The organism is Telluria antibiotica (assembly GCF_011682055.1).
GTDB lineage: Bacteria > Pseudomonadota > Gammaproteobacteria > Burkholderiales > Burkholderiaceae_D > Telluria > Telluria antibiotica.
This window is the reverse complement of the sequence record NZ_JAAQOM010000005.1, coordinates 262,339-276,983: the sequence shown is the minus strand read 5'-3', so window position 1 is coordinate 276,983 and position 14,645 is coordinate 262,339. Positions and strand designations below refer to the sequence as shown.

The 14,645-nt window shown below is 64.2% G+C and carries 14 protein-coding genes; 6 read left to right on the top strand and 8 right to left on the bottom strand.

Annotated features, from left to right (window positions below; genetic code table 11):
• Window positions 1-66 precede the first annotated feature (66 nt).
• The 6 genes from metG to HAV22_RS10700 all read left to right on the top strand — a co-directional run bounded on the left by metG (window position 67) and on the right by HAV22_RS10700 (window position 6,744).
• Window positions 67-2,205 (top strand): methionine--tRNA ligase, encoded by a 2,139-nt coding sequence (gene metG, locus HAV22_RS10725; protein ID WP_166859069.1) that lies wholly within the window; start codon window positions 67-69, stop codon window positions 2,203-2,205.
• 279 nt (window positions 2,206-2,484) lie between these two features.
• Complete coding sequence (locus tag HAV22_RS10720; RefSeq protein ID WP_166859068.1) at window positions 2,485-3,819, top strand: enoyl ACP reductase FabMG family protein; 1,335 nt, start codon at window positions 2,485-2,487, stop codon at window positions 3,817-3,819.
• Between the two features lie 83 nt (window positions 3,820-3,902).
• Entirely contained in the window at window positions 3,903-4,100 is a 198-nt protein-coding gene (locus tag HAV22_RS10715; protein WP_166859067.1) for a DUF3460 family protein, read from the top strand.
• 30 nt (window positions 4,101-4,130) lie between these two features.
• Entirely contained in the window at window positions 4,131-5,015 is an 885-nt protein-coding gene (locus HAV22_RS10710; protein WP_166859066.1) for a segregation and condensation protein A, read from the top strand.
• Window positions 5,016-5,039: 24 nt separating this feature from the next.
• Window positions 5,040-5,879, top strand: coding sequence for a pantoate--beta-alanine ligase (gene panC / locus HAV22_RS10705; RefSeq protein ID WP_166859065.1), 840 nt, complete (start codon window positions 5,040-5,042; stop codon window positions 5,877-5,879).
• 133 nt (window positions 5,880-6,012) lie between these two features.
• On the top strand, window positions 6,013-6,744 hold the full coding sequence (locus HAV22_RS10700; protein WP_166859064.1) for a flagellar regulator YcgR PilZN domain-containing protein: 732 nt from the start codon (window positions 6,013-6,015) through the stop codon (window positions 6,742-6,744).
• A 73-nt stretch (window positions 6,745-6,817) separates the two neighbouring features.
• On the opposite strand, the gene HAV22_RS10695 is transcribed toward HAV22_RS10700, so the two are convergent.
• The 8 genes from HAV22_RS10695 to cheA all read right to left on the bottom strand — a co-directional run bounded on the left by HAV22_RS10695 (window position 6,818) and on the right by cheA (window position 14,632).
• Window positions 6,818-8,026, bottom strand: a complete 1,209-nt coding sequence (locus tag HAV22_RS10695; protein WP_166859063.1) for an EAL and HDOD domain-containing protein — start codon at window positions 8,024-8,026, stop codon at window positions 6,818-6,820.
• 59 nt (window positions 8,027-8,085) lie between these two features.
• Entirely contained in the window at window positions 8,086-8,721 is a 636-nt protein-coding gene (gene cheZ, locus HAV22_RS10690; RefSeq protein WP_166859062.1) for a protein phosphatase CheZ, read from the bottom strand.
• Complete coding sequence (gene cheY / locus HAV22_RS10685; protein ID WP_036230336.1) at window positions 8,722-9,117, bottom strand: chemotaxis response regulator CheY; 396 nt, start codon at window positions 9,115-9,117, stop codon at window positions 8,722-8,724.
• A gap of 167 nt (window positions 9,118-9,284) precedes the next feature.
• Window positions 9,285-10,358: a protein-glutamate methylesterase/protein-glutamine glutaminase gene (locus HAV22_RS10680; protein WP_166859061.1), complete on the bottom strand. Its 1,074-nt coding sequence runs from the start codon at window positions 10,356-10,358 to the stop codon at window positions 9,285-9,287.
• 17 nt (window positions 10,359-10,375) lie between these two features.
• A complete protein-coding gene (cheD, locus tag HAV22_RS10675; RefSeq protein WP_166859060.1) occupies window positions 10,376-10,975 on the bottom strand; it encodes a chemoreceptor glutamine deamidase CheD in 600 nt (199 codons plus the stop codon).
• 14 nt (window positions 10,976-10,989) lie between these two features.
• A complete protein-coding gene (locus tag HAV22_RS10670; RefSeq protein WP_166859059.1) occupies window positions 10,990-11,871 on the bottom strand; it encodes a CheR family methyltransferase in 882 nt (293 codons plus the stop codon).
• 64 nt (window positions 11,872-11,935) lie between these two features.
• Window positions 11,936-12,433, bottom strand: coding sequence for a chemotaxis protein CheW (locus tag HAV22_RS10665; RefSeq protein ID WP_166859058.1), 498 nt, complete (start codon window positions 12,431-12,433; stop codon window positions 11,936-11,938).
• A gap of 39 nt (window positions 12,434-12,472) precedes the next feature.
• Window positions 12,473-14,632 (bottom strand): chemotaxis protein CheA, encoded by a 2,160-nt coding sequence (gene cheA / locus HAV22_RS10660; protein WP_166859057.1) that lies wholly within the window; start codon window positions 14,630-14,632, stop codon window positions 12,473-12,475.
• Between the last annotated feature and the right edge of the window lie 13 nt (window positions 14,633-14,645).

Sequence of the window (14,645 nt, the reverse complement as noted above, 5' to 3'; positions counted from 1 at the left end):
CCCTGCGCGCTCAGGGTCATCCGCTGGTAAAATGCCTTTTTTCATATACCTTCCAAACCATCGACCATGACACGCAAGCTGTTCGTCACCACCGCCCTGCCCTACGCCAACGCTGCCTTCCACATCGGCCACATGATGGAGTACATCCAGGCCGACATCTGGGTCCGCTTCCAGCGAATGCAGCGCGACGCCGGTGCCCAGCGCGTGGTGCACTTCGTCGGCGCCGACGACACGCACGGCACGCCGATCATGATCGCCGCCGAGAAGGAAGGCGTGACGCCGCAGGAATTCGTGGCGAAGATCGCGGCCGGCCGCGCGCAATACCTGGACGGCTTCCACATCGCGTTCGACAACTGGCATTCGACCGACTCGCCCGAAAACGTCGACCTGTCGCAGAGCATCTACCGCCGCCTGCGCGACAACGGCCTGATCTACACGAAGACCGTCGACCGCTTCTACGACACGGCGAAGGGCATGTTCCTGGCCGACCGCAACATCAAGGGCGAATGCCCCGTCTGCCACGCGAAGGACCAGTACGGCGACAACTGCGAAGTGTGCGGCGCCGCCTACCAGCCAACCGAGCTGATCAACCCGTACTCCGTGTTCACGGGCTCGACGCCGATCCTGAAGCCGTCCGAGCAGTACTTCTTCAAGCTGTCCGACCCGCGCTGCTTCCAATTCCTCAAGGAGTGGCTGAACACGCCGGGCCGCCTGCAGCCCGAGATGGTCAACAAGGTCTCGGAATGGCTGGGCGAGAACGGCGAAAAGCTGGCCGACTGGGACATCTCGCGCGACGCCCCGTATTTCGGCATCCCGATCCCGGACGCGCCGGGTAAATTCTTCTACGTGTGGCTGGACGCGCCGGTCGGCTATCTCGCCAGCCTGAAGAATTACTTCGAAAAGCAGGGCATCGACTACGAAGCGTTCCTGAACGATCCGTCCGCCGAGCAAGTGCACTTCATCGGCAAGGACATCGTGTCGTTCCACCTGCTGTTCTGGCCGGCGATGCTGAATTTCTCGGGCCACCCGATCATCGACAAGCTGAAGGTCAACGTCCACGGCCACCTGACCGTGAACAACGAAAAGATGTCGAAGTCGCGCGGCACCGGCATCTCGCCGCTGCGCTACCTCGATCTGAAGATGAATCCGGAATGGCTGCGCTACTACCTCGCGTTCAAGCTGAACGCCAAGGTCGAAGACCTGGACTTCACCGGCGAGGACTTCGTCGCGCGCGTCAACAGCGACCTGATCGGCAAGTACGTGAACATCGCCAGCCGCTGCGCCGGCTTCATCGCCAAGCGCTTCGACGGCAAGCTGGCGTCCACGTTGTCCGATGATGCGAAACAATGGATCGCGCGCGCACTGAACGGCGAAAACGGCGAGCGCCAGGCGTCGATCGCGGCGAACTTCGAAGCGCGCGAGTTCGGCAAGGCGCTGCGCGAGATCATGGAAGTGGCCGACGTCGCCAACCGCTACGTCGACGAGAACAAGCCGTGGATCCTCGCGAAGGACGAGACGAAAACGGCCGAGCTGCACGACGTGTGCACGGCGGCGCTGATCCTGTTCCGCCAGCTGACGATCCTGCTGTCGCCGGTGCTGCCGCACGTGGCCGCGCAGGTGCGCGAATTCCTCGGCGACGACGCGTACTCGTGGGACGACACCCAGGGCGAGCGCGTGTACGCCCCGCTGCTGGGCCGCACGATCAACGCGTACAGCCACCTGATGCAGCGCGTGGACGCGAAGATGGTCGAGGACCTGTTCGACAAGCCGGCCCCGGCTGCTGCGCCCGCCGCCGAGACCGCGGCTGCGCCCGCTGAAGCGGCGGTGGCGCCCGCTGTGGCGTCCGACATCGAGCCCCTGGCGCCGGAAATCTCGATCGACGACTTCACCAGGATCGACCTGCGCGTGGCGAAAATCGTCAATTGCGAGCACGTGGAAGGTGCGGGCAAGCTGCTGCGCCTCACCTTGGATGTGGGCGAAGGCCGCTATCGTAATGTGTTCTCGGGTATCAAGTCGGCCTACCAGCCAGAGCAATTGATCGGCAAGCTGACCGTGGTCGTGGCCAACCTGGCGCCCCGCAAGATGAAGTTCGGCGTGTCGGAAGGCATGGTGCTGTGCGCATCCGCCCAGGACGAGAAGGCGAATCCGGGCCTGTACCTGCTCGAGCCGGTGAGCGGCGCACAGCCGGGCATGCGTATCCGCTAACCAGCTATCCCAGTAGGGTGGGCGGCCTCCGCCCACCGAAGGTATGCGCTGCGGCAATGCATGGTGGGGACGTTTCATTTGAGGCCCCCGGCCTCAAATGCCCACCCTACCAATCCGCGCTGACCGAGATGGGTGCCAAGGGGTGTCGCGCATTACTATTGCCGGGTTGACATCATTTTTCGCGGACCGGTAGCAGTATAATGCGCTGTTTTTAGAAAAATAGGACGCAGGTAATGTCCTGACGTCCATCCTCCACACTTTAGAGTAGTAGCGACTAATATGACCGAATACAAAGCCCTGAGGCACATCCCCCAAGCGAACCTGTTCCGCCAAGGCGACGTCTTCGTCCTGTTCGGCGAACTGTTCGGCCGCGGCTATGTGAACGGCCTGATCGACGAGGCGCGCGCCGCCGGCATGACGATCCTCGGCATCACCGTCGGCCGCCGCAACGACGACGGCACCCTGCGCGCCCTGACGCCGGAAGAACACGCGGAAGCGGAAGCGAAGCTGGGCGGCCGCATCATCAATGTGCCCCTGATGGCCGGTTTCGACATGGACGCGCCCCCGGGCGAGCAGAATCCGACGGAGATGCTGTCCGGCATTACCCTCAAGAGCTGGCAAGAAGACAAGCTGGACTGGGCGAAGATCGAAGCCTGCCGCACCGCCGGCGTGAAGCGCTTCACCGATTCCGCCCAGGCCGTCATGGCCGAGATCGACAAGCTGATCCCGGACGGCGCCAACGTGTTCTTCGCGCACACGATGGCTGGCGGCATCCCGAAGATCAAGGCATTCCTCGCCATCGCCAACCGCATCTATAAAGGCCGGGGCGACCGCTTCATGTCGTCGCGCGCCCTGCTCGACAGCGACCTGGGCAAGCTGATCCTGATGAACTTCGACGAAGTGTCTGCCAACACGCTGAAATACCTGATCGACGCGTCGGCCGGCATCCGCGCGCGCGTGGAAGCCAAGGGCGGCCAGGTGCGCTACACGGCGTACGGCTACCACGGCACCGAGATCCTGATCGGCGACGAATACGTGTGGCAGACCTACACGAACTACACGCAGGGCTATGCCAAGATGCGCCTGGAGTCGATCGCCGCGGCCGCGTGGGCCCAGGGCATCGCCGCCACCGTGTTCAACTGCCCGGAAATCCGCACGAACTCGTCCGACATCTTCGTGGGCGTGGAACTGTCGCTGTTCCCCCTTCTGCTCGCGCTGAAGAAAGAAGGCGGCGAAGGAAAGAGCAATGAGTGGGCGCAGAAACAATGGGACATCTGCCAGGGCCTGCTGGGCGACGGCGTGTCGCTGCAATCGATCCTGGACAAGCTGGAAGCCTATCTGCAGACGGCCACCAGCGCGTCGTTCCGCAACTTCGACGCCTGGCCGATGGACAACACGCCGGAACTGGCCGACCTGATGATCGGCACGTCCGACGAAATCACGTCGCTGCACACGGACAAGAAGGCGCTGATCACCGACCACCTCTCCGCTCTGGTGCTGGAAGGCACCGGCCCCCTGATGTTCCACGGCGCCGCGGAAAAGATCGCGCCCGTGCTGTGGCTCAACCACGACATCATTGCGCGCCAGCTCAATGCGCTGCACACGCAGGGCTAACTCAGAGTATCATTCCTTGTTTTTATGACGCGGCGGCTCCCGATAAACGGGGCCGCCGTTTGTACGACCTGCCTAGATAAGCCATGAAACACACCCAGTACGAATCCGAGCACACCAAGTTCATCAAGCAACTGAAGGAACAGACCCCGGGCATGGAAGAGCGCCAGCAGGCCGGCCGCGCCCTCCTGTGGGACAAGGCACCGCTGTCGCTGGACGAGCAGCGCCGCATCGACGAGTCGCGTATCCGCCAGCAGGCCTACGTGTACCAGACGAAGTACTGATCCACCGGAACTTTTCCGAGGCCGACGACGATGGTGCCCGCGCAGGCGACGCCCGAAGGGCACGCCGATCCCGACACGGGCGACGGCACCACGCTTCCGGCCGACACGGCGGGCGCTGACGGCGATGCGCATGCCGACGCCGCGATTGCGCGCCTGTACGGCGAACCGCTGCTGCACCTGCCCACCGACCTGTACATCCCGCCCGATGCGCTCGAGATCTTCCTCGACGCGTTCGAAGGTCCGCTCGACCTGCTGCTGTACCTGATCCGCAAGCAGAACTTCAACATCCTGGACATCCCGATGGCCCAGGTCACGTTGCAGTACCTGGAATACGTCGAGCAAATCCGCAAGACCAACCTGGAACTGGCGGCGGAATACCTGCTGATGGCCGCGATGCTGATCGAGATCAAGTCGCGCATGCTGCTGCCGAAGCGCGTCGACACGCTGGTCGAGGAAGCGGAAGACCCGCGCGCGGAACTCGTGCGGCGCCTCCTGGACTACGAACAGATCAAGCTGGCCGCCCAGCAGCTGGGCGCCCTGCCCCAGCTGGACCGCGACTTCCAGCGGCCGCAGCTGCCGATCGAACAGGCGCCGGGCCCGATCCTGCCGCACGTCGATCCGCACGACCTGCAGCGCGCCTGGATGGACGTGCTGCGCCGCGCGAAGCTGACCCAGCACCACCGCATCGGCCGCGAGGAATTGTCCGTGCGCGAGCACATGTCGGCCATCCTCCGCACCCTGCAGTCGGCCCGCTTCGTCGAGTTCTCGGAATTGTTCGGCGGCCAGGCCACCGTGCCCGTCGTCGTCGTGCACTTCGTCGCCATGCTCGAACTGGCGAAAGAAACTTTGATCGAAATCACCCAGGCCGAACCTTTCGCCCCCATCTACGTGCGGCTCGCCTATTCGCCGGCCTGACGTTTCCACCAAGCAACTGATACCATGAAAATCATCTCCACCATTGACGAACTGCGCGACCAGCTGCGCGGCCAACTGCGCACCGCCTTCGTGCCGACGATGGGCAATCTGCACGAAGGCCACTTGTCGCTGATGCGTCTTGCGCGCCGTCATGGCGACCCCGTCGTCGCCTCGATCTTCGTCAACCGCCTGCAGTTCGGCCCGAACGAGGATTTCGACAAATACCCGCGCACGTTCGAAGCGGACGTTGCCAAGCTGGAGAAGGAAGGCGTGTACGTGCTGTTCGCGCCGACCGAGAAAGACCTGTATCCTGAACCGCAGGAATACCGCGTGCAGCCGCCGGACGACCTGGGCGGCATCCTGGAAGGCCATTTCCGTCCCGGCTTCTTCAATGGCGTGTGCACCGTCGTGACGAAGCTGTTTTCCTGCGTGCAGCCGCGCGTGGCCGTGTTCGGCAAGAAGGATTACCAGCAACTCATGATCGTCCGCAACATGGCACGCCAGTTCGCGCTGCCGACGGAAATCATCGGCGCCGAGACGTTCCGCGCCGAAGATGGCCTCGCGCTGTCGTCGCGCAACGGCTACCTGAGCACGGCGGAGCGTGCGGAAGCACCGTTCCTGTACCAGACGCTGCAATACGTGGCGGAACGCAGCCGCGCCGGCCACCCCGACCTCGTCGCGCTGGAACGCGATGCGATGGAACGCCTCGCCGGGCACGGCTGGCAGCCCGACTACGTGTCGATCCGCAAGCGCATGAACCTGCAGGCACCGAGCCGCGAGGAATACGAAGCGGGTGCGCCGCTCGTCGTCTTGGCTGCGGCCAAACTCGGTGCGACGCGTTTGATCGATAATCTTGAAATCTGACTCTAAACGTTCCTTTGTTGCAAATGCGCTGTAGGAATTGACAACACTTCTTGTTAGACTCGGGGTAAGGGCTTTTTACCCAATCCACGTAAAAAGAAGGAGTAGCGCTTTGACAGATCTCGTGACGCCGCTCATGCGTAAGGGTCCGCCCAACCTGGTGGACGCCATCGACCGGATCAAACCCGATTCCGGTGCCCATGAAATGCGCGACCCGTTCGACATCGGCGACGCGTTGACGTCGCTCGCCCTCAGTGGCGAGGCCGTGACCGTCTATCGGCGCGGCCAGGACTTCGTCATGGCGCGCATCGACAGCGTCGATCCGGAAGGAAAGGTCTTCACCTTGGATCTGGCCGAGCCCGGCGCGGTACTGCAAGGCAAGGTCGTGTTCGTCGCCGGCCTCGGCGGCAACGCGAAGATCCAGTTCGAACTCGACGCGGCCTCCAGCATCAGCGCCGACCGTGCCGACCTGCTGCAATTCCCGCTGCCGGAAACCTGCCAAGTGCTGAACCGGCGCGCCGAGCCGCGGCTCGAATCGCCGGTGGGCATGAACTACGGCGCGCGTTTCGCGATGATGGGCAAGGTCTTCGAAATGCCCTTGTACGATTTTTCGCGCGGCGGCGTCGGCCTCCGCGCGACCCCGGAACAGGCGTTGGAATTGTACGTGGGAAAGAAACTGGAGGGCGTCCAGTTGGAAATGGGCGGGTCGCTCGTCGTCACGGCCGACCTGGAAGTGCGCCTGCTGCGGCCGTTCCGCACGTTCCTGCTGGGCCAGCAGGTGCAGGTCGGTTGCCGCATCTCGAACATCTCCATGCAGATGCACCAGACGTTGGGGCGAGCCGTCGAGAAAATCCAGAAGCGCAGATAAAGGAGCGCAGATAACCCGTCCCGGCAAATGAAATGGGCCCGTCACGGGCCCGTTTTCATTGAATGCTGTGCAACTACGCCGCCACGTTCTGCGCCCACGCCAGCGCGGACAGATGGGCCTTGTTGACGTCGTGCGGACTGATCCCGAGCGACGCCGCCAGCGATGCCACGAGGTCGGAATCGAGTTCGCACGCCTCCGCCAGCGCCAGATAGGGTCCGTACTTGCCTTCGCGGCCCAGCAAGGCACTGACGACCACGGTCGGCAGCTGGATCGTGTCCAGCACTTCCGCCATCGGCAGGCCCAGCAGACGGTCAAGCAGCGAAAACATGCCGGCGACGAACAGGTGTTCGCCCTCGCCGCGCGGCAGCGCCGTCAGGCCCAGCAGTTCGCACAGGCGCGCGCGCACGACGGCCGTTTCCATCAGCACGGGCGAATAGCCGCTGCTGCTCGCGGTCGCCAGCAGCAGCACGAGCCAGCGGTACAGCGGCGCATAGCCCAGCATGGCGATGGCCTGGCGCAGCGACTGGATGTCGCGGCCCGCGCCGAAGCCGGCCGAGTTGATGAAGCGCAGCAGTTTATAGATCAGCGCCGGGTCGCGCTTCAGGACGGCCTCGATCTTCGGCACGTCCTCGTTGTTCTGCACCATCTGCATCAGCTGCAGGATGATGGTCTGCGCGGGATTCATGCCCTTGGCGGGGTTGCCCGGCCGCGGCGTCAGGTGCAGCTTGCCGACGAAGGCGTCGAGGCCCAGCGCGGCGCAGGCGTCGAAATCCTGCCACGTCGACACGGGACGCCCCACCATGCGCAGCGCCGACTGCTTCGCCGCGGCATACGTGCGCGCCTGCGCGGCCACGTCCGCGCCCGTGAAGCGCACTTCCGCGTACGACGCGAACGGCGCCAGGTTCTTGCCCAGCAGCGTGAGGTCGGCGCCACGGATCGCGATGCCGACGCCGCCCGCGCGCAGCGCCTGCACGGCGGCGCGCGTATCCGTGTTCGCCAGGTCGCGCACGCGCAGCGACAGCACGGTGCGCTCCGGCGGAAGCGCGTGCAGGGCGTCCAGCGACAGCATCGCGGGCACGGCCTCGAGGAACAGGATCTTGTCGCGCAGCAGCCAGCCCTGCTCGTCGTCGACCACGTGTTCCGCGACGAAGGCGACGAGGCGTTCGAGATCGGCATCGCCGATCGCCTGCCCGTCGCGCTGTTGCCAGCAGAGCTCGTAGCCGATCACGCGCTGCTTCGGATCGAGCAAGGGTTCACGGACGATGAAATTGGTCTGGTGCATGTCTTGAAACGATCGCCGGGTGAAATGAAACAGCGACGGCCGCGGCCGCCGCGACGGGATCAGAAACCGAGGCTGTCCAGCAGGTCGTCGACCTGACCCTGGTCGGCAACGACGTCGGTATTGCCTTCCGGATTGATCTGCGGACCGTTCAGCAAGCCATTGTCGAGCTCGCGCTTGATCTCGCTGGGGGCGAAATCGACGAGCACCTGCACCAGCTGCTTTTCCAGGTTCTGGGCGATGCCCGTGATGCGCGAGATCACCTGGCCGGTCAGGTCCTGGAAGTCCTGGGCCATCATGATGTCCATCAAATGGGACTTCGTCGCCGTGGCGGCGTCGCGCGATTCCGCGAGGCTGGCCACGGTGCGCTCGGCCAACGCACGCCAGGGCGCGTCGCCATTGGCCGGATCGGCCAGCAGCCCCTGCCAGGAACGGGTCAGTTCGGCGGCACGGTCGTCGATGCCGTCCTGCAGCGGATTGGCGGCATCGGTCGCGTCGAGCACACGCTTGGCCGATTGCTCGGACAGCCGGACCACGTAATCGAGGCGGTCGCGCGCATCGGGGATGTCGCTGGCCGCCTTTTCGATCAGTTTGTCCAGGCCCAGCCCGCGCAGGCTTTCGTGCAGTGCGCGGGTCATGTGGCCGATCCGGCTCAGGACCTCGTCTGGCGAAGTCGAGTCGGCGGTGTACTCGGTCATTTACGCGGCCTTTTCCATCTTTTCGAAAATCTTGTTCAGCTTTTCGTCCAGCGTGGCCGCGGTGAACGGCTTCACGACGTAGCCGTTGGCGCCGGCTTGTGCCGCCGCGATGATGTTTTCCTTCTTGGCTTCCGCGGTCACCATCAGCACCGGCAGCTTGGCCAACGCGGGATCGGCGCGGATGTTCTGCAGCATCGTCAGGCCGTCCATGTTTGGCATGTTCCAGTCGGACACGACGAAATCGAACTGTTCGCTGCGCAGCTTGGCCAGTGCCTGGACACCGTCTTCTGCTTCGTCGACATTGCCGTAACCCAGTTCTTTCAGCAGATTCTTGACGATGCGTCGCATCGTCGAAAAATCGTCAACAACCAGGAAACGCATCTTAGGATCAGCCATGAAATACTCCGTTGTTTCTGTAACTCGTTGATGAGGGTTCGCTCAACCGGACACCGGTTGCAAGCCTCTTGTACATGTTGGTAGGTTCGGCACTGCGATACAAGCTAAAGGATAGCATTTTTGTTGCTCTACGGCGATAAAACCGCAGTGAATGCATCGTACGCGGATCAAACGCGCAACGCCCGGCCCCCGTGCGTTGCCAGATGGCCAAGCACGAGGCCCGGCAGCGCCGTCAACGGGGCCACCTCGTGGGAGGCACCGATGGCGATCGCTTCACGCGGCATGCCGAACACGACGCACGAGGCTTCATCTTGCGCGAAATTGTAAGCACCCGCGTTCTTCATCTCCAGCATACCCTGTGCGCCGTCCTTGCCCATGCCCGTCAGGATCACGCCGACGGCGTTCTTGCCGGCCGCCTGGGCCGCCGAACGGAACAGCACGTCGACGGACGGGCGGTGGCGGTTGACGGGTTCGCTCTGCTCGATCTTCGTCATGTAGTTCGCGCCGGAACGCGTGAGCAGCAGGTGCGAGTGGCCCGGTGCGATGTACGCATGGCCGGGCAGCACACGTTCGTTGCCGGCGGATTCCACGACGCTGATCTTGCACAGCGAATCCAGGCGGCGCGCAAACGACGTTGTGAAACCTTCCGGCATGTGCTGGGCGATCAGGATGCCGGGGCAGTCGGACGGCATCTGCATGAGGAATTCGCGGATGGCTTCCGTGCCCCCCGTCGAGGCGCCGATGATGATCAGCTTTTCCGACGACGTCAGCGGGCTGCGCAGTTGCGGCAGCGGCGTCGGGCTGGCCGTGCCCGGCGCCTGCACGGTGCGCGCCTTGACGCGGGCGCGCGCCGTGGCGCGGATCTTGTCGGCGATGAGTTCCGTGTACTCGCGCATGCCGCTCTGGATCGAGATCTTGGGTTTCGTGACGAAATCGACGGCGCCCAGTTCCAGCGCGCGCATCGTGATCTCCGAGCCGCGCTCCGTCAGCGACGACACCATCAGCACGGGCATCGGGCGCAGGCGCATCAGTTTTTCGAGGAAGTCGAGGCCGTCCATTTTCGGCATCTCGACGTCCAGCGTCAGCACGTCCGGGTTCGTGCGCTTGATCAGCTCGCGCGCGACGAGGGGATCGGGCGCGACGCCGACCACTTCCATGTCCGGTTGCGAATTGACGATCTCCGTCATCACGCTGCGGATCAGGGCGGAATCGTCGACGATCACCACTTTGATCTTGGTCATTGCTCAGGCCTTTCTCTTCAGAACAGGTCGACGTCGCCCGCGACGGGGGTGACCTTGAGGCGGCTGGCGTAGGCGAGCTCCCGCTTCGCCAGCGTATCGTTATGGGTTTGCATCAGTTTCTTGACGAGCACCTTGCCCGTGCGCGGAAAGAAATACACCTTGCGCGGATAGATGTCGTTCAAGTCCTCGGCGAGCACGGGGATGCGTTCCGTCTTGAGGAAGTTGATGACGAAGGCGGCGTTGCGTTCGCCCACGTTCATCGCCGAAAACCCGCGCAGCACGGCGCCGCCGCCGAACACTTTCGCTTCCAGGTTCTCGCGCCGCGCGCCCGCCTTCAGCAGGTCGTTGATCAGCACTTCCATCGCATACGTGCCATAGCGCATCGACGCCGAGACCGGGTTGCCGGGATCGCCGCCGTCCGGCAGCATGAAATGGTTCATGCCGCCCAGGCCCCTGACGCGGTCGCGCACGCACGCGGACACGCACGAACCGAGCACCGTCACGATCAGCATGTCCTTGGCCGTGTAGTAGTACTCGCCGGGCAGGATCTTGGCCGCGTCGCAGTCGAACGTGCGGTCGTAATAGACGTTGGTGGCGAATTGGCTGTTCGTATCCATGGGTGTGATGGGCGTCAGCCGTGGTTCAATTCATAGACCGTCTTGCCGCGCAGGCGCAGCGCGTCGGACACGTACAGGAAGTTTTCGGAATGGCCGGCAAACAGCAGCGCGTCGGGCTTCATCAGCGGCACGAAGCGCGCGAGGATCTTGCGCTGCGTGGTCTTGTCGAAGTAGATCATCACGTTGCGGCAGAAGATCGCGTCGAACGGGCCCTTGACGTCCCAGCCGTCGGCCAGCAGGTTCAACTGGCGGAACGCGATCAGCTGGCGCAGTTCGGGGCGCACGCGTACGAGGCCTTCCTGGGCGCCCTTCCCTTTCAGGAAAAAGCGGCGCAGGCGTGCCTGTTCCATCTTGTCGACCCGCTCGATCGGATAGACGCCGGCACTCGCGGTGGCCAGCACGTTCGTGTCGATGTCGGTGGCGATGATCTGGACCGGGGGCGTCAACGTGTCGAACGCCTCGCACACGGTCATCGCGATCGAGTACGGTTCCTCGCCGGTGGAGCTGGCCGAGCACCAGATCGTCAGCGGTGCCCCGCCGTGCGCGGCGCGCTCCTTCAGCGCGTGTTCGGCCAGCAGCGGGAAATGGTGCGCCTCGCGGAAGAACGACGTCAGATTCGTCGTCAACGCGTTCGTGAACGATTCCCACTCGGCCGGCATGCGGCCCGCTTCCAGCGCGTCGAGGTAGGAAGCGAACGAGGCGATGCCGTTCGCGCGCAGGCGGCGCGCGAGGCGGCTGTAGACCATTTCCTGCTTGCTGTCGGCCAGCGAGATGCCGGCGCGCTCGTAGATCAGGCCGCGCACGCGCTCGAAATCGGCACGGGTGAAGTCGAACTCCTTGCCCGTCTCGTGCTTGGTGACCTGCTTCGTCGTATTGGGCGGCACGTTCGTTACCATGGGTTGCGTGAAGTCTGCGGACCGCGTACGGTCCGGGTGTTTCCCTTGCGCCGCGCTGCGTTTCTTATGCTGCCAAGCGGTCCATCAGGCCCATCTCGCTGGACGACATCAGCTTGTCGATGTCGATCAGGATGAGCATGCGTTCGTCGACGGTGCCGAGGCCGGTCAGGTAATCGGAGTTGAACGCCGAGCCCATCTCCGGTGCCGGCTTGATCTGGTCCGGCGTCAGCGTGGTCACGTCCGAGACGCTGTCCACGACCATGCCCATGATGCGGCCGCCGATGTTCAGGATGATCACGACGGTGAACTGGTCGTACGTCGGCGTGCCCAGGTTGAACTTGATGCGCATGTCGACCACGGGGATGATGATGCCGCGCAGGTTGATGACGCCCTTGATGAATTCCGGTGCGTTGGCGATGCGGGTCACGGTCTCGTAGCCGCGGATCTCCTGCACCTTCAGGATGTCGATGCCGTATTCCTCGGAGCCGAGGGTGAAGGCGAGGTATTCGCTGCCGCTGCCGTCGTGGGCATCGGTCGGCTTGTTCGTCGGTTGAGTGGACATGTCGGTTCCTTATCGGAGCAAATGGTACGGTTGATGCATTTAAAAAACGACGGATTCGTCGGACAGCTGGCGCGACGAGCGCAGCAGCGCGCCCACGTCCAGGATCAGCGCCACGCCGCCATCGCCGAGGATGGTGGCGCCGGAAATCCCGGCCACCTTGCGGTAGTTCGCCTCCAGGTTCTTCACGACGACCTGCTGCTGGCCGACCAGTTCGTCGACGAACAGCGCGGCCTTGCGCCCTTCCGCCTCGAGGATCACGAGGATGCCCTCGCACGGGTCGGTGATGCGCGGTTCGATGTTGAACATCTGGTACAGCGGGATCAACGGCAGGTATTCGCCGCGCACCTTGACGACGCGGCCCTGGCCCGCGATTTCCTTGACGTCGGCGCGCGCCGGCTGCAAGGACTCCACGACGAAGCCCAGCGGCAGGATATAGATCTCTTCGCCGCTGCGGATCGACATGCCGTCCAGGATCGCCAGCGTCAGGGGCAGCGAGATCAGGATCGTCGTGCCGAAGCCGCGCGCCGAGCGGATGTCGATCGTGCCGCCCAGCGCCTGGATGTTGCGCTTGACGACGTCCATGCCGACGCCGCGGCCCGACACGTCGGTCACGACATCCGCCGTCGAGAAGCCCGGCGCGAAGATCAGCTGCCAGACGTCGGCGTCGCTCATGTTGTCGGACACGGGCAGGCCGTTCTGCTTGGCCTTGGCGAGGATGCGTTCGCGATTCAGGCCACCGCCGTCGTCCGCGACCTCGATCACGATGTTGCCGCCCTGGTGCGCGGCCGACAGGAACAGGCGTCCCGATTCCGACTTGCCGGCGGCCACGCGCGCGGCGGGCAGCTCGATGCCGTGGTCGATCGAGTTGCGGACCAGGTGCGTGAGCGGGTCGACGATGCGCTCGATCAGGCCCTTGTCCAGTTCCGTCGCGGCGCCGTTCGTGATGAAGTCGACCTTTTTGCCCAGCTTGCCGGCGAGGTCGCGCACCATGCGCGGGAAGCGCGAGAACACGAAGTCCATCGGCATCATGCGGATCGACATGACGGCCTCCTGCAGGTCGCGCGTGTTGCGCGTGAGCTGCGACACGGACGCCAGCAGGCGCTGGTGCACCATCGGATCGAGGCCGTCGGTGCGCTGCTCGATCATGGCCTGCGTGATCACGAGTTCGCCCACGAGGTTGATCAGCTGGTCGACCTTCTCGATCGACACGCGGATCGACGACGATTCGCCGCCCTGCGCGTGGCCGCCTTCGGCAGACTTCTTGGCGGCCTTCTTCTCGGCGGCCACTTCGGTGATTTCGAGCGGCTCCGGCCGCACCGGAGCAGGCGGCGGCGCCTCGGCCACGATGCCGGCTTCGAGACGGATCTGTTCGATTGGCTGGAAGAACCCGTAGCCCAGTTCGTCCTCCGACGGGCTCGTGTCCGCGTCGAGCGGCTCGGCGGGGTCGAAGAAACCGTAGCCCTGCTCTTCCTCGATGCGCGCGCGCTCCGTCGCTTCGCGGGCGCGCTGCTCGGGCGTCAGCGGCGGCGCTTCGAAAATCTTCAGGTCGCTCGGGTCGAGCACGAACGAGCAGATGGCGATGATGTCGTCCAGGCCCTCGTGCGTCATGATGATCAGCGCCGTGCGTCCCGCAGCGAGCGGCACGACGGACACGCGGCCCAGCAGGCCGAGCTCGTCCACGAGCGCATCGACGTCGCGCTTGGCGAGGTCGGGCAGCTCGATCTTGTAGCGGTGCGCGCCTTCGGCGACCTGCTGCTTCTGTTCGGCGTGCAGGAACGACGGCACGGTCGGCTGGAGCGCGGGCGCGATCACGCCTTCGGACAGGTCGTGCAGCATCATGCGCACGTTCGCGACTGCTTCCTGGTCGACCTCCGCACCGTTGCGGTGACCGTCGAGCTGCATCTTGAGGATGTCCTTGGCTGCCAGGAAGGCGTCGACGTGCTGCGCGGTGAGCGCCATCTCGCCCTTGCGGATGCGGTCCAGCAGGGACTCGAGCACGTGCGTCACTTCGCTCATGTCGTTCAGGCCGAACGTCGATGCCCCGCCCTTGATCGAATGGGCGGTACGGAAGATCGCGTTCAGGTCTTCCGGGTCCGGCGCTGCGATGTCGACGGCCAGCAGCAGACGCTCCTTCTCGGCGAGCAGCTCTTCCGCCTCGTCGAAAAAGACCTTGTAAAACTGGCTGATGTCGATGGTCATGTCAAATTTCCGT